A 19,493-nucleotide genomic window follows, 5' to 3' on the forward strand; every position below is an offset into this window, starting at 1 on the left:
GGTCTGGGGCGCACAGCCGATCTTCGCGGAAATCGACATGACTGCCTGCAAGCGCGATCCATGCTGACCGTTCGGCGGTCCGCTCGAACCCATGGCGCGGCCCGCCGAACTGTCGAGGATCAGCCGCACCGCACGCTCGCGCATTTCGGGGGAAAACCTTGTTCGTCGTCTTGCTCATCATGCTCCATCCTACTCAGGAGTTGGAGCCTCCGGCAAACCCGGCGCGGTTCAATCGGCGGACCTGCTTGCCACGCGCTACGCGGCATATGTGGGCCTCGTCTCACGCCCCGCTCCGCCACGAGATGAAAACCGAATCCCGAAAGGCACACAGCTCCGGACCGCTATACCCTCATCGCGAACCAGCCCCGTCCGGGCCGTCTGCGGCCTCTGCATCGGAATCGAGATCGCCGCGCGGCTCCGGCTGGGGTTCGTCCTTCTGACGGGACGGCGACGGCTCGGCAGGCGCTGGTGCTCCGGCCGGGCTTGCCCGGGCGAGCAGCGACTCGGGATTTCTCAGCCAGATATCGCGCTGGGCGAAGGGAATCTCTATTCCCTCCTCAACGAACCGCCGGGCGATCTCGTGGTTCAGTTCGGTCCGGACCGACAGGCCGTAATTGATGTCGCGCAGCACCACGCGCAGCTCGAATTCCAGCGCGTCCGAGCCGAAGCCCTGGAACACCACCGATGGCGGCGGGTTGATCATCGCCAGGGGATGCGCCTCGCCGATCTCGCGCAGCACCCTCTCGACCTTGCGGGTGTCCGAGCCATAGGCGACGCCGACCTTGAGGATCACCCGTCCGGTCAGGTTCTGTCGGGTCCAGTTCGTCACCCGCCCCGAAATCAGATCGGCATTGGGCACGATCACGTCGGTCCAGTCGAAGGTCTGGATCCGGGTCGAGCGCACCGAAATGTCCTGTACGGTGCCCATCACGCCACCGACCTCGATCCAGTCGCCTTGGCTGATCGGACGCTCTATCAGCAAGATGATGCCCGAGACGAAATTCTCGACCACGGTGCGCAGCCCGAAGCCGATGCCCACCGACAGCGCCCCGGCGACGATGGCCAGCGAGGACAGGTCGATCCCCGCGGTGGTGATCGCGACCAGTGCGGCCAGGAAGATCCCGACATAGCCCAGCCCCGAAACGATGGCGGTCTGCCCGCCCGGGTCGATCCTGGTCTTGGGCAGGACCGTCGTGCGCAGCGTGCCCTGCACCAGCCGCGTCAGCCCGTAGCCGATGGCGAAGACGATGGCGAAGGTCAGGAAATCGGCTGGCGAGATGCGGGTGTCGCCCAGCGCGAAGCCGGTGGTGAAGCGCGCCCAGATCTCTGTCAGGTCGGCCACCCGGGCGCCCCAGATCAGCGCCAGCACCGGCAGCGCCAGCACCGCCAGCACCAGCCCGATCAGCACCGGGATCAGCGCGTCCGAGGCGCTTTCGGAATCGTCCTGCCCGATCAGCAGCGCATAAAGATCGTCCACGAACCGTTGCAGCACCATCAGAAGGCCCAGAAGCGCCAGCGTCAGGATCGGCGGATAGGTCAGGAAATCGGCCGCTTCCTTGTAGCCGATCGCCCCCAGCACCGGGCCGAGCAGACCGAAGCCGATCGCCGCGCGGCCGATCAGCCCGATCACCCGGTTGCGATAGGGGCGCGTCTGGTCGCCCTCGGGCACGATCCGGGCCTGTGCGCGCAGGATCTGGCCAACGCGGATCAGCAGAAGCCCCCCTGCCACCACCAGCGGCAGGCCAAGCACCGTCTTGGCTTCGCGGGGGAAATCGCCAATCTCGCCCAAAAGGCCCAGCAGCCCGGCCAGCACGATCACAAGCCCCATGCCCTTGGCGTGGAAACGCGCCTCGGTCATGCGCTCGGGCGGCAGGTCGAACAGGCGGCGCGAGACCGAGTGATCGGCAAAGACGCGGCCACCCAGCCAGCGCGCTGTAAAGAAGGTCAGCCCCAGAACCGGAATCGCCGCCAGAACCTCCGAGACCCTGTCCCCGGCCAGCCCGGTCGACCGCAGCGCGGCCACCAGCAGCACCAGCCCCAGCGTCGGCAGCACGATCTGGCCCAGCGACAGCAACGAGGAAAAGACCGTCCGCCCCCGGCTGCGGCTGGTATGGATCAGCCGGTCCGACAACTGTTCCATCCAGCGCCGCCCGCGGGCCAGCAGCACGCCCGCCATGGCCAGGAACAGGATCGTGACGGGCAGATCCTCGCGGAACGTGTCGCGTCCCGCCGGGGTGGTCCAGGCTTCGGCCAGTTCGACGAACATCGCCATGCCGGTCTGGCGCAGCGCCTCGGCGCCCATTGCCCAGTTCGTCGGGTTGAAGGGCATCGGCCCGAGTTCCAGAAGCTTGCTGGTCTGGCGCTCGCGGATCACGGCGTCGATTTCGCGGATCAACCCGTCGGCACGGCTATGCGCCTCGACCGCCCGAAGTGCTGGGGCCTGCATGTCGGCAAGCTGGCGGTTCAGTTCGGCCCGGCGTGCGGCGATCTCGGCGGGCTCGGTCTCGCCCTCGGGCGGTGCGGGGCCAAGCGCGGCGATCTGGTCGCGCAGCGTCTTGATCCGCGCCGCATTGGTGCCCTGCGCGGTCAGAAGCCGGGTGCGCCAGTCGACAAGCTGCGCACGCAGTTCGGCGAGCGCGGCATCGCTGTCGCGGCCCGAGCCCAGCGCCTGCTCGGCGCGGGAGGCAAGCTGTTCCCAGGCGGAATAGTCCAGCGCGGCTTCCTCGGCCGCGGGCGCGGATTGCTGGGCAAGGCCCGGCGGCGCCATCGCAGGGCCGACAAGCGCGGCCAGCAAGACCAGCGCGAAAACCCGCACAAGGCGCGTCATGCCTGGAACATCCCGGGCAGCGCGCGGGCGGGTCCGTCCAGCCAATACGGCACCGGCAGGCCCTTTTCGCGCAGGAAGGCGGGGTTGAACAGGCGCGACTGATAGCGCGTGCCATAGTCGCATAGCACCGTCACGATGGTATGCCCCGGCCCCATCTCGCGCGCCATGCGCATCGCGCCCGCCACGTTGATCCCGGACGAGCCGCCAAGGCAAAGCCCCTCCTTCTCCAGCAGGTCAAAGACGACGGGCAGCGCCTCGCTGTCCGGAATGCGGCAGCAGAAATCAGGCGTCAGTCCCTCCAGATTGGCGGTGATCCGCCCCTGCCCGATCCCCTCGGTGATCGAGGAACCTTCGGATTTCAGAACACCCGTCGTGTAATGGCTGTAAAGCGCGGCACCCTCGGGATCGGCCAGCCCGATCCTGACGCCGCGAGGCTGCAACGCCATCGCCACCCCCGCCAGCGTGCCGCCCGAGCCCACAGCGCAGATGAAGCCGTCCACCCTGCCCCCGGTCTGGTCCCAGATCTCGGGGCCGGTGCTGTCGAGATGGGCCTGACGGTTGGCCACATTGTCGAACTGGTTCGCCCAGACCGCGCCGTTCGCTTCGGTCTCGGCCAGACGCGCGGCCAGCCTGGCCGAGTAGCGCACGAAATTGTTGGGGTTCGAATAGGGCGCAGCGGGCACCTCGACCAGGTCGGCGCCCGCCAGCCGCAGCATGTCCTTCTTTTCCTGGCTTTGCGTCTCGGGGATCACGATCACGGTGCGAAAGCCCATCGAAGCGCCCACCAGCGCCAGCCCGATGCCGGTATTGCCCGCCGTGCCCTCGACGATGGTGCCGCCGGGCCGCAGCGCGCCGCGCGCCACCGCATCGCGGATGATCCACAGCGCGGCGCGGTCCTTGACCGACTGGCCGGGATTCATGAACTCGGCCTTTCCGAGGATCTCGCAGCCCGTCGCCTCGGACGGGCCGTTCAGCCGCAGAAGCGGCGTGTTGCCGATCAGCCCCGCAAGATCCCTGCCGATATCCATGCCGCCTTCGCCTCCCGTTTCCTCTAGTGCTACGGGGGCAGGCGCTGGAACTCAACCCGAAGCCCGCAACCTCTCACGGTTCCGTGCAAGCCACAGCAGTGACAGGATCAGCGGCGCATTGCCGATCTCGCCGGTCTCGACCAGTTCCAGCGCGCGGGCAAGGGGCACGACATGGGCGCGGATATCCTCGTCCTCGGCGGCCAGCCCGCCCAGCCCGCCGGTGCCCTCGGGCAGGTCGGCCTCGGCGACGAAGGAATAGATGAACTCGGTCTTCGCGCCGGGCGACGGATAATAGCCATAGACCCGATGCAGCGGCCCAAGGGTGATCCCCGCTTCCTCGACCGCCTCTCGCCGAACGGTGGTCTCGGGCGTCTCGCCGGGGTCGATCAGCCCCGCGATCGCCTCGAGCGACCAGCATTCGCTGTCGCCCCTGCCATAGGGACCGACGCGGAACTGTTCGATCAGAAGCACCGCGTCGCGCGCCGGGTCATAGGGCAGCACGGTGGCGGCATCGGCGGTGAAGAAGGCGGCGCGGTTCACCGCCGGGCTCCATGCCCCGTCAAAGCGGCGATGGCGGAAATCATATTCCTCGACCGCGAAGAAATTGGCGTAGGGCTGGCTGCGGGCGAATTCCTCGATGTCGTCGGGGCGCATGGGTCTGCGCAGGGTCGCAGGCGAGGGTTCTCTGGCGCGGATACGGGCCGCCGCCCGCGCGAGGATCATCCGGTAGCGCCTTGCATGCACGGCAGGATCGCGGCCGGGATAGCCCAGCATCACCTCCTCGGCGGCCAGCGTCACGATCTCGCCCCAGCGCGCCTGCCACTCGGCCAGGTTCCAGGTCGCTCCGGCCTGCGGGGCCGGGCAGCGGGGCAGATAGACCTGCGCCGCACGGGGGCCTGCGGCGGTCTCGACCGTCACATCGGCCAGCGCATAGCCATAGCCGCCCTCGTAATAGTCAAGCCGCGCCCGTGCCCCGGCATCGACACCCTCAAGACAGCCCCCCTCGGCCAGCGCCCCCGGCTGGGGGCGGATCATGGGAAAGCTTTCGCCCGCGACCCAGCGGACGGCGTGATCGGCAAGCCGGGCTGGCGTCAGCACCAGATCTGCCTCTGGCCGGTCCAGAACGCGGGCCAGAAGCGGCACGTGGCAGAGCGTGCCGTAGAAAAACAGCCGGTCCAGGACGACCCCCTCAGTTCCAGCGATGCGAGATGAACTCGACGACAAAGGCGGCCACGATACCCCCGCCCACCAGGATCCCCATTGCTACCGGGGCGGTGACCAGCATCAACCCGTTCTTGCCCATCAGCGCGACCGTGCCGGTCAGCGCATCCATGATCCCGTCAAAGCGCAGCCGCGTGGCCATGCGCAGCATCTCGTAGACCGAGTGGAACAGCAGCGCATAGAAGGCCAGAACCACCGAGGTCCGCACCCCCGAGGCCACCGCCACCCCGTAGCCCTCGCCCGCGAGGCGCCCCATGACGAACCATCCCGCCAGCGCGCCGATGCCGGTATTCACATAGGCGAACTTGCCCAGTGGCGTGCCCTCGGGAAAGAGCGGCACCAGGGCGTCCGAGGTGAACCACGCCACCGCCGCGAACAGCAGGGCAGCGACGAGTTTGGCGGCGGTGGGCATGGATCAGGCGGGTCTCGTGACGGTGAACTGGGTCACGTCGCAGTTTCCGCTGTGGAAGGTCGCCGCGCAAGATGTGAGGTACATGTTCCACATGCGCCGGAAGCGCGCATCGAAGCCCATATCCGCCACCTCGTCCCAGCGTGCGTTGAAGCTCTCGTGCCAGCGGCGCAGCGTCAGCGAATAGCTTTCGCCGAATTCGACCGAGCGGGTCACCTCAAGCTCGGCCGCGCGGGCAAGATCGCCGAGGATGGTGTGGCTGGGCAGCATGCCGCCCGGGAAGATGTATTTCTGGATAAAATCGACACCCTTGCGATAAATCTCGAAACGACGTTCCTGCACGGTGATGATCTGCAAGGTCGCATGCGCCCCCGGCCTCATGCAGTCGCGCAGCTTGGCGAAATAGACCGGCCAGTATTTTTCCCCCACCGCCTCGAACATCTCGATCGAGGCGATGCCGTCATAGGTGCCGGTCTCGTCGCGGTAATCCTGCAGCCGGATCTCGACCCGGTCCGACAATCCGGCTCGGCGGATGCGCTCGACCGCGTAATCATGCTGCTCGCGGCTGATGGTCAGCCCGGTGACCCTGAGCCCGCGCTTGGCGGCGGCGTATTCGGCAAAGCCACCCCAGCCGCAGCCGATCTCCAGCACATGATCGCCGGGCTTCACCCCCATCTCGTCGACCATCGAGGCGTATTTCAGCTCCTGCGCATGTTCCAGGCTTTCCTGACCGGTGCGGAACAGCGCCGAGGAATAGGTCATGCTCTCGTCAAGCCAGAGTCCGTAGAAATCGTTGCCGAGGTCGTAATGGGCCGCGATGTTCCGCTTGGCCTGCCGCTTGGTATTGCGCTGCAGCCAGAAGCGGAACCGCTCATAGGCGCGCACCAGCCCCATGCCGGGGAATCCGTCGAACAGTTCGTCATTGTCGGCATGGACCAGATCCATGAAGGCCATCAGGTCCGGCGTGGACCAGCCCTCGTCCAGATAGGCCTCGCAGAAACCCAGATCGCCCTCGCGGATCAGCCGGGCGAACACGTCCGGATCGTGGATGTCCAGTTCGGCAACCGGCCCCGGTGCGCGGCCCTCGGCGCGGAACCGGCGCCCGTCGGGCAGCACGAAATCCAGCCGCCCATGGGCCATGGAACAGGCCACATCGAAGACCTGCGCAAAATAGCGTGGCAGGTTGGCCTGCCCTCTTGTCGTTGTCAGGACACTCATCCCGGCTCCCTCGTTCCCCTTTTTCTTGTTTCTTGCAGATGCGCGCCCGACCGCGCAATGCCCCTTCAGCCGCTGCGCGCCTCATAGGCGGCCAGCGCGCGCCTGCGCCCCTCCTCGGCAGAGACGACCGAGGCGGGATAGCGGTCGGCAGGCGACAGCCCCCAGGAGGGCGGCACCGCCTCGAAATAGGACAGCGCCGTGTCGGACGGCCGGACGCGGCCCTCGGCGATCCAGGCGTCGAGATAGGCGTGATCGGGGTCGAACTTCTCGGCCTGGCTGACCGGGTTGAAGATGCGGAAATAGGGCGCTGCATCGGGACCCGAACCCGCAACCCATTGCCAGCCCATCGCATTCGCCGCCGGGTCCCAGTCGGTCAGGTGGTCGGCAAACCATTTCAGCCCGACCTGCCAATGGGTCATCAGGTGCTTGGTCAGGTAGGAGGCGACGATCATCCTCGTGCGGTTGTGCATCCTGCCCGTGACATACATCTCGCGCATGCCGGCATCGACAAGGGGAATGCCGGTGCGGCCCTGTTTCCAGGCGAGCACCTCGGCGGCGGTCTCGTCGGTGGACCAGGGAAAGCTGTCCCAGCCCTCGCGCCAGTTGGCCGTCGCGATATGCGGACTGTGCCACATCAGATGCCAGGCGAATTCGCGCCAGACGATTTCCTTGAGGAAATGCTCGGCACCTGCCTTGCCCGCGTCCATCGCCGAAAGCCCCGCATGCCAGAGGGCACGGGGCGAGATCTCGCCACAGGTCAGGTTCTCGGACAGATGCGAGGTGGCATTGGCTGCGGGAAAGTCGCGCCGCGCCTTGTAGTCCGCGATCCGCGCCTCGACAAAGGCGGCAAGGCGGTCCTGTGCCGCCTCCTCTCCGACGCAGGCATGGCGCGCGACGACCGCAGCACCCCGCCGCATCGCCGCCCCCATGCGCCAGCTTTCGATTTCCTCGGTCGCGGGCCAGCGTTCGGGGCGCGGGATGATGCCCGGCGCGGGCTGCGGTTCGGCCACGGGGCGGTCGCGCACCGCCTTCCAGAACGGCGTATAGACCCGGTAGAACGCCCCCTGCCCGGTCTCGACCGTCCAGGGTTCGAAAAGCAGGAAACCCGGAACCGACCGCGCCTCGATCCCGTCGGTGCTCAGCGCGGCCTTCACCGCCTTGTCGCGGGCAACGCTGTCGGGGTCATAGGCGCGCGACCAGATCACCGCGCCTGCGCCGGTCTCGGCCACCAGCGCGCGCAGCACCTCCAGCGCCGCGCCCCGGCGCAGGATCAGCCGCGAATTGCGCGCCCCCAGCATCCGCGCGAAATGCTCGACCCCCTGCCCCAGCCGCCATTTCGCCGCCGCACCCAGCGCCGCCACGGAACCGTCATGGATGAACACCGGAACCACCGGCCGACCCGAACCGCAGGCTGACGCCAGCGCAGGATTGTCGGCCAGGCGCAGGTCGCGGCGGACCCACCACAGGATCGGGGAAGCATCGGACATTCGGGTTCCGGTTTCAAAGCTCGCTATCTAGCGCGGTAATCAGCCGGTCAACCTCTTCGGGCAGCGTGTAATGCAACAGGCTGAGGCGCAGCACGCCGCGGACCGGGTCCACCCCCATCGCCTGCAACAGCCGTCGCGCATAGAAATCACCCCCGCCCGCAAGGATGCCGTGCCGCGCCAGCCGCTCGGCCACCTGCGCGGCGGGCTCGGACAGCGCGACCGACACGGTGGGCAGCCGCCTGTCCGCCCGCTTCGGCCCCAGAACCCGCAGGCTGGGCCGACCGGCAAGATACTCCATCAGCGGCGTCAGGATCGCGGTTTCCTGCTGGCGGAACAGTTCCGCGACCTTGTCCGCCCGCCCCCGCGCATCCCGCCCGCCGCGGAAATGGTGGTCATAGATCGCGTCGACATAGTCCGAGATCCCCGCGCAGGCCGCGATCTGGGCGTGATCGGGCCCGGCGGGATTGAACCGCTTGACGGTATCATCCGCGTTGAACCAGTGGCCCTGGTTCGGCAGCCGATGCGCCAGCTCGCCCCGCATCACCATCACGCCCTGGTGCGGGCCATAGGTCTTGTAGGTCGAGAACAGGTAGATATCGGCCCCGAGCCTGCGGATATCGGGCAGCCCGTGGGGGGCATAACCCACCCCGTCAACGCAGCTCAACGCGCCTGCGCTGCGCAGCATCCGGCAGATCGCGGCCACGTCGTTCACCTCGCCCAGTATGTTCGAGGCATGCGGAAAACAGACCAGCCGCACCCGCTGATCCAGCAGCGCGGCCAGCGCGCCGGGGTCCAGATGGCCGGTGTCGGCATCGACCTTCCATTCGCGGATCTCGATCCCGGCATCATCGGCCATCTGCCGCCAGACCCCGGAATTCGCCTCGTGATCCTGATCGGTGACCACGATCGCCGCGCCTGCGGGCAGCCATTGCCGGAACGCCTGGGCCAGCACATAGGTATTGGCCGAGGTCGAGGGACCGAAATGCACCTCGTCGCGGGCCACGCCCAGATGGGCGGCCAGCCGCAGCCGCGCCTCGTCCATCTCGGCGCCCGCCTGCTGCGAGGCCGGATAGGCGCCATTGGGCTGCACGCGGCGTTCGTTGAAATAGCGGTGGATGCGCCAGATCACATAGCGGCAGACATAGGATCCGCCCGCATTCTCGCAGAACACCTTGTCGCGCAGATCCTTTTGCCGGAAGGCCGGGAACTGGTTGCGGACAAACTCGGGATCGAGCGCGACCATCTTGGCTCCGGCGCTGTCGTGCATCTGTTGTCCTGCCTGTCTAGACGGCGGGCGGGCAGCTTGCAAAGCCTTGAAACACCATGACTTCGCGCTAGGCGCGATCAGGGTCAGGCGTTCACATCCACCACAATCCGCCCCTGCACGCGTCCCTTGAGGATATCGGCGCCAAGCCCCGGCAGATCGGCCAGCACCGCGGGCCGGATCATCCCCTCGAGCTTGTCCAGCGGCAGATCCGCAGAGATCCGGTTCCAGGCGCGCAGACGGTCCTGTTGCGGCCTCAGCACGCTGTCGATGCCCAGAAGGTTGACCCCGCGCAGGATGAAGGGCGTGATCAGCGCGCCCTCGATCACCGCACCCCCAGCCAGCCCCACCGCGGCAACGGACGTGCGGTATTTCATCTGCTTCAGGATGCGCCCCAGCATCGCGCCCGCCACCGAGTCGACGCAGCCCGCCCAGGTCTCGCTTTCCAGCGGTTTCTTCGTGACCTCGGCCAGTTCCTCGCGCGGCAGGATGCGCGCGGCCCCCAGATCGCGCAGATAGCTTTCCGTCTCGGGCCGACCGGTGACGGCAACGACCTCGTGTCCCAGTTTCGCCAGGATCGCGGTCGCAACCGAGCCGACGCCACCCGCGGCCCCCGTCACCAGCACCGGCCCGTCGCCCGGTTTCAGCCCGTGATCCTCCAGCGCCATGACGGCCAGCATCGCGGTAAAGCCCGCCGTGCCCACCGCCATCGCCGCGCGCGTCGTCAGCCCCTCGGGCAGCGGCACGAGCCAGTCGGCCGCCACGCGCGCCTTCTGGGCATAGCCGCCCCAATGGCTTTCGCCCACCCGCCAGCCGGTCAGCACCACGCGGTCGCCGGGGGCATAGCGGGGGTCGGCACTGTCTTCGACCACGCCGGCAAAGTCGATCCCGGGCACATGCGGATAGCTCCGCACCAGCCCGCCGCCCGGCCCGATGCACAGTCCGTCCTTGTAGTTCAACGTGGAATACTCGACCGCAACCGTCACCTCGCCCTGCGGCAGGCGGCTTTCGTCCAGTTCCTGCACGCCCGCCCGGGTCTTGCCATCCTCGTCCTTCTCGACGACCAGCGCCTTGAACATTCGCTCTCTCCCTTGATCTCAGCCCGCAAGATCGGGCAACAGAAACAGGTCGGTGGGCCCCGGATCGGACCCGGCAGCGGTCAGCATCGCGTGGATCTGGCCGCGGTGATGGGTCTGGTGGTTGAACATATGCGCCACGCACAGCGCGCGCGGCAGCGTGACCATGCGTTCCGCCGCCGCCGAATACCAGGTCAGGTCGTCCGCCAGCGCCCCGTCGGTCAACACCTGCGTCCACCGGCTGATCCGGGCGTCGGTAATCTGCCGCTTCGAGCGCAGTTCGGTCCAGTCGGGGACGAAATCACCGCTGTCGTTCAGCGGCAGATCGGGCGCATCCCAGCCGTCAAGCCGCGCCATCCAGGCATGATCGGCCCAGAGAAGGTGCGACAAAGTCCCCCGGATCGAGCGCCAGAACGCGTCGCGCCCGGCCTCTCGCGCCTCCAGCGGCAAGGCGCCCGCCGCCTCGAACACCGCGCGATTCTGCCAACGATTGTAACGTGCCATCATCCGGCACCAGTCGGCCGTCACCAACGTCGCGCCCATGCTGTCCTCCTTGACCTCACCCCTTTTGACAGAGCCGTGAGCCGGTTGCGAGTCCCCCCTATTCCCCTTGAGCGGGCACCGGCGCATCGCTAGCGTGCCGCCACACTCACCCCGCAACCAAAGGGATGACGAATGACGATGCGCACCTTACTCGCCTGTTCCGCCGCCACGCTGATCGGCTCTGCCGCCCTGGCAGCCGATCCCGAATTGCTGGTCTTCGACTATTCCGGATTCGAGGATCCGGCCTTCCACACCAAATACGCCGAACAACATGGCCAGCCGCCCAGCTTCACCTTCTTCGGCGACGAGGAAGAGGCCTTCCAGAAGCTGCGTTCCGGCTTCAAGGCCGATGTCAGCCACCTCTGCGCGGGGTCGGTGACGAAATGGGCCGAGTCGGGGATCCTGGAACCCTGGGATACCAGCCGGATCGCCGCCTGGGCCGACATCAATGCCGATCTGAAGGGCAAGGCGCTGGTCGATGCGACCGAGGTATTCTTCGTGCCCAGCGATTTCGGCTCGACCGGCATCGCCTACAACACCGACCAGGTGCCCGCCGAGGCCGTCGCCTCGCTTCAGGTCTTCCTGAACCCCGACTATGCCGGCCGGGTGACGCTGCCTGACAATGTCGACGACGCCTATGCCCTGGCCTATCTGGCGACCGGCACCACCGACTGGACCGAGGCGACGGACGAACAGTTCGCCGCTGCCTCCGCCTGGCTGCGCGAGGTGCATCCGAACCTGCGCACCTACTGGGTGGACCCCGCAGAACTGGCGCAGCTTCTGGCCACGGGCGAGGTGCTGATCGCCTGGGCCTGGAACGAGACGGTGCCGACCATGGCCGAACAGGGTTTTCCCGTCGGCTTCCAGCGCGAGGCGGTCGAGGGCTCGTCGCTGTGGATGTGCGGCTACGCCAAGCTCAAGGACGGCCAGGGCTCGGTGGACAAGGCCTATGACTTCATCAATGCGCTGCTCGACCCGTCCTCGACCGAGGCGCTGCTGGCCGCAGGCTTCGGCCATGCCAATGCCGCCGCGATGGCCGCGATCGGCGAAGAGGCGCTGACCGAGGTGGGGCTGGGTCCGATCGACGCGCCCGTGCTGACCCAGCTTCCGATGCCGGGCCAGTTGCGCGAACGCCAGTCCGCCGAGTTCGAGAAGATCAAGGCCGGGTTCTGATCCCGCCTGCCGCCGCCCCCGGCCCCGGGGGCGGCGCCTGCCCGGGCCGACCGGCTGCGGCCGCAATGTCACGCCCGCGTCCTTTTTTCCCACCCGGCAGAGCAATCCGTTTCCAGCAAACGCCCAGGCGGGCGAAAAAACGCCTCAAGCGACAAAGTCACAAAGAACACGCGATTTTTTGCTGCATTCACGCTAGTCTGAGTCGCGCCATGCGGTATTGCGCCGCGCGTTATGCCGCCACAGGTTCGGCCCATCAGAAAGAGGTGACCGACATGACGAAACATCTTCCCCCCCTGGCCTTCGCCCTCGTCCTTGCGGCCCTGCCCGCCGCGGCGCAGATCCCCGAATTCGGCCCTCTGATCGAGGCCGATACCCTGGACGCGGCCCGCGAGAGCGTTGACCCGCTGATCCTCGACATCCGCCCCGGCAAGGTCGAGGGCAGCGAACAGACCCTGTTCGAGGCGGGACACATCCCCGGCGCGGTGCATGCCCCCTACAACCTGTTCAGAGGCCCGTCCGAGAATCCCGGCGCGCTGGTGCCCGAGGACCGGCTGACCGAGGTGCTGCGCTCGCTGGGCGTGACGGCCGACCGGCCCACCGTGATCGTCCACCAGGGCAGCGACCAGACCGATTTCGGCTCGGCCGCGCGGGTCTACTGGACGCTGAAATCCAGCGGCGTCGCGCCCCTTGCCATCCTGAACGGCGGCATGAACGCCTGGCAGGCGGCCAGCCTGCCCGTGGAGACCGGCCCGGTCACGCCCACGCCCAGCGACATCACCGTCAGCTTTTCCGACGAATGGCTGGCCACCACCGCCGATATCGAGGCGATCGTGGCAGGTGGACAGCCGGGCGAACTGATCGACGCCCGGCCGGTCGAGTTCTGGGAAGGCAATGCCAAGCATGACGCCGCCGCCCGGCCCGGAACCCTGCCGCAGTCGCGCTATTTCACCCATTCGGGCTGGTTCGGCGACGCGCCCGCGCGAATCGAACCTTCGATTGTCGAGCGGCTTGCCGCCGCCAACGGCTTCGAACAGGGCGACCGCTTGGTCTCGTTCTGCAATACCGGCCATTGGGCCGCGACCAACTGGTTCGCGCTGAGCGAACTGGCGGGTATCGAGGATGTGCGGCTCTATCCCGACTCGATGGTCGGATGGGCCAATTCCGGAAACGCGATGGACAATGTTCCAGGGCCGATCCGCAACCTGTGGAACCGTGTGACGGGCAAGTATTGAGGAAAGCATGAGCGATACCACCCTTGAGGCGCGCAGCGCGCCGCGCCTGAGGGGCCGCGCGCTGGCGGTCCTGGCGGCACTTGCCGCGGCGCTGGCCGTCGCGGCACTGGCCGGGCCGCGCTACGGCGCGCTTCTGCTGATCGGTTTGGGGCTGGGCCTCGCGATGGAGGGGCTTCGCTTCGGCTTTACCGGGCCGTGGCGGCGGCTGATCCTGTTCCGCGACGCGACCGGCATGGTCGCGCAGATGATCTGCATCGGGCTGGTGGCGGTGATCGCCTTCCCGCTGCTTGCGTCCAACCCGACCGAGCTGGTGGGCGCGCATGCCCCCGTCGGCTATGCGATGATCGGCGGCGCCTTCGTATTCGGGATGTGCATGCAGATCGTGCTGGGCTGCGGCTCGGGCACGCTGGTCAATGCGGGCTCGGGCAATCTGGTCAGCGCGGTTGCCCTGCCCTTCTTCTGCATCGGCAGCTTCGCGGGCGCCTATCACCTGACCTGGTGGACCGGGCTTGGCAGCCTGCCCGTGGCGGCGCTGTCGGGCAATGCGGGACTGGCGCTGACGCTGGTGGCGCTGGCGGCGGTGGCGGGGATCGCGCTTGCCGTGGCCGAACCCGGCAAGCGGATGCTGCCCGGCCGTCTCTGGGCCGCGGCGCTGATCGTGGCGGGGCTGGCGATCCTGCATCTGGTGGTCGCGGGCCAGCCCTGGGGCGTGGTCTACGGACTGGGGCTGTGGGTCGCCAAGGGGGTAACCGCGCTGGGCGCGGATCTGTCGGGCTCGGCCTTCTGGTCGGCGCCATCCAATGTCGAGCGGATCGAGCAGAGCCTTCTGACCGACATAACCTCGCTGACCGATATCGGCCTGATCGCGGGCGCAGCCCTTGCCGCCTGGTGGCGCGACGGGCTGAGCGCCAAGGTCACGGGCCACCCGATCCAGGCCTGGATCGCGGTCATCATCGCCGGGTTCCTGCTGGGCTATTCCTCCCGGCTGGCCTTCGGCTGCAATATCGGCGCACTCTTCAGTGGTGTCTCGACCGGCTCGCTGCACGGCTGGGCCTGGTTCGCGGCGGCCTTCACCGGGTCATGGTACGGCATCAAGCTGAGGCCCTATCTTGGGCTGGAGGCGCGGCGATGACCCGCAGACCCATCGTTGTCGCCCTGCTGGTCGCGGTTGCGGGCGTCTTGACCCTTGATCTGGCGACCTCGCGCCCGCTCGACCCCTTTACCGCGCCGCCCCTTCTGGCGCTCGGCTCGGGACAGGCCTCGGGTGGGGCGCATTGCGCCTCGCTGCCCGGAAGCTGACCCCCCCTTGCACGACTCGGGCCGTCCGCCTACATTCGAAGTGTCTCGTAAGGGACTATGGCGATAAACGCGCCCGTAATAAGCGGATCGGACCCGGGGGCGGTACCCGGCGGCTCCACCAAAATCCCACATTGGCGGGATCATGGGGCCGAAACAGGATCGACGGACGTCTAAAGGGGTTATGCTTTCGCTCGGTGAGCTACCACCGTTATCGGTGCAAGCATGATAGTTGCCAATGACAACCGTGCTCCGGTGGCGCTGGCCGCGTAAGCGGTCCGCAAGACCAAATCTAAGCCCTTGCGTCTAGCAACGTAAGGCGGGGTTCGCAGGCACCTGGCAACAGAAGCCTGCACTATTCCCCAAAGTCCATTTGACCCCATACGCGCCCGCATTCACGCCGCGCTAACCGTTTTCTGGGACAAGATCGACGTGTGAAAGGGAAACGCGCATGAACAGGACCGAACGACTGGAGGACTGGTATCGCCGCGTCTATCTCGAGGGAGATTTCGAGGCTGTAGGTTCACTTTTCAACGACAACACCAAGGCCGCGGGCCTGATCGACGACATGCAGGTCGGCCCCGAGGATATCGGCGTCTTCGCGATGGCGCTGGTCAATCTGGTCGAGGCGCCGCAACTGCGCATCGTAAAGACGGTGGAATCGGGCGACTGGCTCGCCGCGCTGATCGAATGCTCGGCGGTGCGACCGGGTGACGGCAAACCGGTGCGCGCGATGGGCCAGTTGATGGCCCGCTACGAGGGCGACAGGATCGCCGAGGCCTATAACAGCTTCGACTTCATCGCGTTCTTCGAGCAACTGGGCCTTCTGCCATCCGATTCGGTCGTGATCGGGATGAGCGGACAGAAGATCAGCTAGGCGATAACGTCCGGTAGCGGCATGCCTTCGGGATCGGGGACCGATTTTTCCGGTAGCCCCTTCCCCTGTCTTGCGAATCCCCTATGCTGGGGCCGTTCAACCCGAGGGTTAGGTGACGATGTCCGACCGGATCGATTACGGGAACCTCATGCATGCTGCCATGCGCGAGCTGATCCGCAAGGTGCTCGACCGCATAGCCACCACCGGACTGCCGGGCGATCATCATTTCTTCATCACCTTCGACACGACCCAACCGGATGTCGGCCTCGCCGACTGGCTGCGCGACCGTTACCCCGAGGAGATGACGGTGGTGATCCAGCACTGGTTCGAGAATCTCGAGGTGACCCATGACGGGTTTTCGGTCACCCTGAATTTCGGCGACCGGCCCGAACCGCTCTATATCCCCTTCGACGCGATCCGCACCTTCGTCGATCCCTCGGTCGAATTCGGCCTGCGCTTCGAGACCCAGCAGATCGAAGACGAGGAAGACGAGGGTTATGACGAGGACGGCCCTGGTCCGAACGTCTTGGCCGACAGTTCGGGGCATACCGAGGCCGAGGTGGTCAGCTTGGACAAGTTCCGCAAATAGCTCCCCGCCCGGCCCATTGCCCCGCGTCCCTCCCCGGCCTATAGCCTGTCGGCAACGACAGACCGGAGGACAGCGATGAGCCAGACCCGCACCGAGACCGACAGCTTCGGCCCGCTGGAGGTGCAAGCCGACAGGTATTGGGGTGCCCAGACCCAGCGCAGCCTGCTGAATTTCCCCATCGGCTGGGAGCGGCAGCCCATCGCCATCGTGCGCGCGCTGGGCGTGGTCAAGCAGGCCTGCGCCGAGGCGAACATGACCCTCGGCACGCTGGACGAGACCCGCGGCAAGGCCATCGTGCAGGCCGCGTCCGAGGTGATCGAGGGCCGGTTCGACGATCATTTCCCGCTGGTGGTCTGGCAGACCGGCTCGGGCACCCAGTCGAACATGAACGCCAACGAGGTGATCTCGAACCGCGCGATCGAATTGCTGGGCGGCGTGATCGGCTCGAAGGATCCGGTGCATCCGAACGACCATGTCAACATGGGCCAGAGCTCGAACGACACCTTCCCAACCGCCATGCATATCGCCGCCGCGATGACCGCGCGCGACGTTCTGCTGCCGGGGTTGCGCAAGCTGCTGGACGGGCTGGAGCGCAAGTCGGACGAGTTCCGCGACATCATCAAGATCGGCCGCACCCATACCCAGGACGCCACGCCGCTGACGCTGGGCCAGGAATTCTCGGGCTATGCGCAGCAGATCCGCCAGGGCATCGCGCGGATCGAGATGGCGCTGCCCGGCATCCACGAACTGGCCCAGGGCGGCACGGCGGTCGGCACGGGGCTGAACACGAAAAAGGGCTGGGGCGAGATGGTGGCGGCCAACATGGCGCGCATCACCGGCCTGCCCTTCGTCACCGCGCCCAACAAGTTCGAGGCGCTGGCCGCCCATGACGCGATGGTGTTCCTGTCGGGCGCCATCGCGACGGTTGCGGGCTCGTGCTACAAGATCGCCAACGATATCCGGTTCCTGGGCTCGGGCCCGCGCTCGGGGCTGGGCGAGTTGATCTTGCCCGAGAACGAGCCCGGGTCCTCGATCATGCCCGGCAAGGTCAACCCCACCCAGGCCGAGGCGCTGACCCAGGTCGCCGCCCATGTCATAGGCAATGACGCGGCGATCAAGTTCGCGGGCAGCCAGGGCCATTTCGAGTTGAACGTCTACAACCCGATGATGGCCTATAACCTGTTGCAATCCATGCAGCTTCTGGGCGACGCGGCGGACAGCTTCACCGAGCGGATGCTCAACGGCATCCAGGCCAACGAGGCGCGGATCGAAAAGCTGATGCGCGAAAGCCTGATGCTGGTCACCGCGCTTGCCCCCGAGATCGGCTATGACAACGCCACCAAGGTCGCCAAGACCGCGCACAGGAACGGCACCACGCTGCGCGAGGAGGCGATCGCGCTGGGCTTCGTCGATGGCGAGACCTTCGACCGGGTGGTGCGGCCCGAGCTGATGATCGGGCCGTCCGACTGATGGCGGGCGGCGTCGTCAACCTGCGCGCGGCCCGCAAGGCGCGCGAGCGTGCCGAGAAACGCGCAAAGGGCGACGAGAACGCCGCGAAATTCGGCCGCACCAAGGCCCAGAAGGCGCGCGAGGCCGCCGAAGCCACCCGCGCCCGTGCCACGCTCGACGCCCATCGCCGCGAGGACGAATGAACGGCAGGCCGGTCAAACGCTCGCTCACACTCAAGGGGCACCGCACCAGTGTCTCACTGGAAGATGCGTTCTGGGCGGCCTTTCGCGAGATCGCGACCGAGAAGGGCGTGCCGATCAACGCGCTGGCCGCCGAGATCGACGCGGATCGGGATATGGAAACCGGTCTTGCCTCGGCAATCCGGGTCTATGTGCTGAACCATTATCGCGGGTAGCTCCCCGATCACGGGCGCCGAAGCCCGGCAACCGGCGTCCACTCCCTGTGGAACGGCGTCCATGTTTGGATGCGCCCTGCGCTGCAAGGATTTTCTGACCTTCTGAGCATGTGATCGGGCGCGGTCATGTTTCAGGCCTCTCAGGTGCGGCCGTGACATGCCGCGGGCCGGTATGGTGATGCGCGGACCGGGGTCCAGATCAAAATTGCGAGCCCGGGCGCGTTGGACGCCACTGGTTTTCCCGTTCCGGATCTTGTCGATCATTTGCCCATGCTGGTCGTCGTCCTCCTCACATCGCCGACACTCCGGCGGCCGCGGTCAGCAGACCGCGCCGACCGGATCCCGGTAGTCCTCGTTGCGCGAGAGCATGGCTCGGACCATCCGGGCCATCTTGTTGGCCAGGGCGATCGCGACCAGCATGCGCGGTTTCCGGACCAGCATGCGGGAGAGCCACGACCCGGGCGCCCCCATCGCGGCCCCTCCAATGCACCACGGACATCGCCCCCACGATCAGCAGGCGCCGGAGTTGCCAATGGTTGCGCCACTGGTCCGAGCGACCATTGGCGACGCGTTGGCCCATCCTGGATGTGCGGCCGAGCTTCTGCTTGCCGCCGCTGGAATGTTGCCGGGGAACGAGCCCGAGCCAGGCCGAGAAATCGCGCGCCCGGCGGAATTCCCGAATGTCGGACGCGAAGGTGGCGATCGCCATGGCACAGACCGGACCGATCCCCGGCATCGTCTGAAGTCTGCGCGCGACATCGCTTTCCTTCGCGGCGGCCGCGATGCGCCCGTCCAGCTTGTCGATTTCGTCGCTGAGTCCGGCGATCCGGTGGAGGTAGAGCCGCCCCAGGTCCCGGACCAGATCGGGAAGGCCTTCTTCTTCGAGGCGCGTGGCGAGACGGTCGATATTGCCGATGCCCCTGGCCAGGACGATGCCATGCCCGGCAAGATGGCCGCGGAGTGCATTGATCAACTGGGTGCGCTGTCCGACGGGCAGATCGCGGGTGCGGAAAAGCATCGCCCGCGCCTGTTGTCCGGCTGTCTTCACAGCCACGCTGCGCATCGTCGGGCGCAGGGCCGCCTCGGCGACGGCTTCCGCATCGGCCGCATCGTTCTTCTGCCGCTTCACGAACGGCTTCAAATGGACCGGCGGGATGAGCCGGACGTCATGCCCGTGCCCGGCCAACTCCCGGCCCCAGTAATGCGCGGTGCCGCAGGCCTCCATCGCCACGACGCACCGAGGCAGGGCCGCCTGGAACCTCGGGAACTGCGGGCGTGACAATTTCTTGCGGAACAGCACCCGCCCGTCCGCCGCAGCGCCGTGAACCCGAAAGACCTGCTTTGCCAGGGCAACGCCGACGATGCCAACCTCATTCATGGATGCCTCCC

18 protein-coding genes, 1 other RNA gene and 1 pseudogene are annotated in these 19,493 nt (G+C 67.1%); 10 read left to right on the top strand and 10 right to left on the bottom strand.

Annotation, left to right across the window (positions count from 1 at the left end; translation table 11 throughout):
* Positions 1-349: 349 nt before the first annotated feature.
* From EV216_RS10605 to EV216_RS10645, 9 genes are all read right to left on the bottom strand, one after another.
* Positions 350-2,827 carry a DUF3772 domain-containing protein gene (locus tag EV216_RS10605; RefSeq protein ID WP_243642047.1) on the bottom strand — a complete coding sequence of 826 codons (2,478 nt, stop codon included), beginning with the start codon at positions 2,825-2,827 and terminating at the stop codon, positions 350-352.
* On the bottom strand, positions 2,824-3,855 hold the full coding sequence (locus tag EV216_RS10610) for a cysteine synthase A (RefSeq protein WP_132695307.1): 1,032 nt from the start codon (positions 3,853-3,855) through the stop codon (positions 2,824-2,826). Before EV216_RS10610 ends, EV216_RS10605 begins: the two co-directional genes overlap by 4 nt.
* 51 nt (positions 3,856-3,906) lie before the next feature.
* Positions 3,907-5,079 carry an NUDIX domain-containing protein gene (locus tag EV216_RS10615; RefSeq protein WP_132695309.1) on the bottom strand — a complete coding sequence of 391 codons (1,173 nt, stop codon included), beginning with the start codon at positions 5,077-5,079 and terminating at the stop codon, positions 3,907-3,909.
* Positions 5,045-5,488, bottom strand: coding sequence for a TrgA family protein (locus EV216_RS10620; RefSeq protein WP_132695310.1), 444 nt, complete (start codon positions 5,486-5,488; stop codon positions 5,045-5,047). The genes EV216_RS10615 and EV216_RS10620 overlap by 35 nt, the downstream gene beginning before the upstream one ends.
* Positions 5,489-5,491: 3 nt before the next feature.
* Entirely contained in the window at positions 5,492-6,703 is a 1,212-nt protein-coding gene (locus EV216_RS10625; protein ID WP_132695312.1) for an SAM-dependent methyltransferase, read from the bottom strand.
* A gap of 65 nt (positions 6,704-6,768) precedes the next feature.
* Complete coding sequence (locus EV216_RS10630; protein WP_132695313.1) at positions 6,769-8,190, bottom strand: cryptochrome/photolyase family protein; 1,422 nt, start codon at positions 8,188-8,190, stop codon at positions 6,769-6,771.
* A 13-nt stretch (positions 8,191-8,203) separates the two neighbouring features.
* On the bottom strand, positions 8,204-9,433 hold the full coding sequence (locus tag EV216_RS10635; RefSeq protein WP_132695448.1) for an aminotransferase class V-fold PLP-dependent enzyme: 1,230 nt from the start codon (positions 9,431-9,433) through the stop codon (positions 8,204-8,206).
* 107 nt (positions 9,434-9,540) lie between these two features.
* A complete protein-coding gene (locus EV216_RS10640) occupies positions 9,541-10,533 on the bottom strand; it encodes an MDR family oxidoreductase (protein WP_132695315.1) in 993 nt (330 codons plus the stop codon).
* An 18-nt stretch (positions 10,534-10,551) separates the two neighbouring features.
* Positions 10,552-11,073, bottom strand: coding sequence for a DinB family protein (locus EV216_RS10645; protein ID WP_243642048.1), 522 nt, complete (start codon positions 11,071-11,073; stop codon positions 10,552-10,554).
* A gap of 132 nt (positions 11,074-11,205) precedes the next feature.
* Here EV216_RS10645 and EV216_RS10650 point away from each other — a divergent pair, with 132 nt between their 5' ends.
* The 10 genes from EV216_RS10650 (at position 11,206) to EV216_RS10690 (ending at position 18,104) form a co-directional block, all read left to right on the top strand.
* Positions 11,206-12,246, top strand: coding sequence for an extracellular solute-binding protein (locus EV216_RS10650; protein ID WP_132695316.1), 1,041 nt, complete (start codon positions 11,206-11,208; stop codon positions 12,244-12,246).
* 272 nt (positions 12,247-12,518) lie between these two features.
* Positions 12,519-13,478, top strand: coding sequence for a sulfurtransferase (locus EV216_RS10655; RefSeq protein WP_132695318.1), 960 nt, complete (start codon positions 12,519-12,521; stop codon positions 13,476-13,478).
* Between the two features lie 7 nt (positions 13,479-13,485).
* Positions 13,486-14,610 carry a YeeE/YedE family protein gene (locus EV216_RS10660; RefSeq protein WP_132695319.1) on the top strand — a complete coding sequence of 375 codons (1,125 nt, stop codon included), beginning with the start codon at positions 13,486-13,488 and terminating at the stop codon, positions 14,608-14,610.
* The gene (locus EV216_RS18275) at positions 14,607-14,777 is read left to right on the top strand and encodes a hypothetical protein (RefSeq protein ID WP_165899225.1); all 171 of its coding nucleotides are present in this window, start codon (positions 14,607-14,609) and stop codon (positions 14,775-14,777) included. The genes EV216_RS10660 and EV216_RS18275 overlap by 4 nt, the downstream gene beginning before the upstream one ends.
* A 3-nt stretch (positions 14,778-14,780) precedes the next feature.
* Positions 14,781-15,131: a transfer-messenger RNA gene (gene ssrA / locus EV216_RS10665) on the top strand.
* Positions 15,132-15,225: 94 nt separating this feature from the next.
* Positions 15,226-15,651: a nuclear transport factor 2 family protein gene (locus EV216_RS10670; protein WP_132695321.1), complete on the top strand. Its 426-nt coding sequence runs from the start codon at positions 15,226-15,228 to the stop codon at positions 15,649-15,651.
* A 118-nt stretch (positions 15,652-15,769) separates the two neighbouring features.
* Complete coding sequence (locus EV216_RS10675) at positions 15,770-16,240, top strand: SspB family protein (protein WP_132695323.1); 471 nt, start codon at positions 15,770-15,772, stop codon at positions 16,238-16,240.
* A 75-nt stretch (positions 16,241-16,315) separates the two neighbouring features.
* Positions 16,316-17,710 (top strand): class II fumarate hydratase, encoded by a 1,395-nt coding sequence (fumC, locus tag EV216_RS10680; RefSeq protein WP_132695325.1) that lies wholly within the window; start codon positions 16,316-16,318, stop codon positions 17,708-17,710.
* The gene (locus tag EV216_RS10685) at positions 17,710-17,892 is read left to right on the top strand and encodes a DUF4169 family protein (RefSeq protein ID WP_132695326.1); all 183 of its coding nucleotides are present in this window, start codon (positions 17,710-17,712) and stop codon (positions 17,890-17,892) included. Before fumC ends, EV216_RS10685 begins: the two co-directional genes overlap by 1 nt.
* Positions 17,889-18,104: a ribbon-helix-helix domain-containing protein gene (locus tag EV216_RS10690; protein WP_132695328.1), complete on the top strand. Its 216-nt coding sequence runs from the start codon at positions 17,889-17,891 to the stop codon at positions 18,102-18,104. Before EV216_RS10685 ends, EV216_RS10690 begins: the two co-directional genes overlap by 4 nt.
* Positions 18,105-18,422: 318 nt before the next feature.
* On the opposite strand, the pseudogene EV216_RS10695 reads toward EV216_RS10690, so the two are convergent.
* Positions 18,423-19,482, bottom strand: a pseudogene (locus EV216_RS10695) (IS110 family RNA-guided transposase).
* Between the last annotated feature and the right edge of the window lie 11 nt (positions 19,483-19,493).

This window comes from Rhodovulum steppense, assembly GCF_004339675.1.
GTDB classification, from domain to species: domain Bacteria; phylum Pseudomonadota; class Alphaproteobacteria; order Rhodobacterales; family Rhodobacteraceae; genus Rhodovulum; species Rhodovulum steppense.

Excerpts from the sequence above, each read along its gene's own strand:
- EV216_RS10605 (WP_243642047.1), bottom strand. The coding sequence starts at position 2,827 with ATGACGCGCCTTGTGCGGGTTTTCGCGCTGGTCTTGCTGGCCGCGCTT.
- EV216_RS10610 (WP_132695307.1), bottom strand. The coding sequence starts at position 3,855 with ATGGATATCGGCAGGGATCTTGCGGGGCTGATCGGCAACACGCCGCTT.
- EV216_RS10620 (WP_132695310.1), bottom strand. The coding sequence starts at position 5,488 with ATGCCCACCGCCGCCAAACTCGTCGCTGCCCTGCTGTTCGCGGCGGTG.
- EV216_RS10625 (WP_132695312.1), bottom strand. The coding sequence starts at position 6,703 with ATGAGTGTCCTGACAACGACAAGAGGGCAGGCCAACCTGCCACGCTAT.
- EV216_RS10630 (WP_132695313.1), bottom strand. The coding sequence starts at position 8,190 with ATGTCCGATGCTTCCCCGATCCTGTGGTGGGTCCGCCGCGACCTGCGC.
- EV216_RS10635 (WP_132695448.1), bottom strand. The coding sequence starts at position 9,433 with ATGGTCGCGCTCGATCCCGAGTTTGTCCGCAACCAGTTCCCGGCCTTC.
- EV216_RS10640 (WP_132695315.1), bottom strand. The coding sequence starts at position 10,533 with ATGTTCAAGGCGCTGGTCGTCGAGAAGGACGAGGATGGCAAGACCCGG.
- EV216_RS10645 (WP_243642048.1), bottom strand. The coding sequence starts at position 11,073 with ATGGGCGCGACGTTGGTGACGGCCGACTGGTGCCGGATGATGGCACGT.
- EV216_RS10650 (WP_132695316.1), top strand. The coding sequence starts at position 11,206 with ATGACGATGCGCACCTTACTCGCCTGTTCCGCCGCCACGCTGATCGGC.
- EV216_RS10655 (WP_132695318.1), top strand. The coding sequence starts at position 12,519 with ATGACGAAACATCTTCCCCCCCTGGCCTTCGCCCTCGTCCTTGCGGCC.
- EV216_RS10660 (WP_132695319.1), top strand. The coding sequence starts at position 13,486 with ATGAGCGATACCACCCTTGAGGCGCGCAGCGCGCCGCGCCTGAGGGGC.
- EV216_RS18275 (WP_165899225.1), top strand. The coding sequence starts at position 14,607 with ATGACCCGCAGACCCATCGTTGTCGCCCTGCTGGTCGCGGTTGCGGGC.
- EV216_RS10670 (WP_132695321.1), top strand. The coding sequence starts at position 15,226 with ATGAACAGGACCGAACGACTGGAGGACTGGTATCGCCGCGTCTATCTC.
- EV216_RS10675 (WP_132695323.1), top strand. The coding sequence starts at position 15,770 with ATGTCCGACCGGATCGATTACGGGAACCTCATGCATGCTGCCATGCGC.
- fumC (WP_132695325.1), top strand. The coding sequence starts at position 16,316 with ATGAGCCAGACCCGCACCGAGACCGACAGCTTCGGCCCGCTGGAGGTG.
- EV216_RS10685 (WP_132695326.1), top strand. The coding sequence starts at position 17,710 with ATGGCGGGCGGCGTCGTCAACCTGCGCGCGGCCCGCAAGGCGCGCGAG.
- EV216_RS10690 (WP_132695328.1), top strand. The coding sequence starts at position 17,889 with ATGAACGGCAGGCCGGTCAAACGCTCGCTCACACTCAAGGGGCACCGC.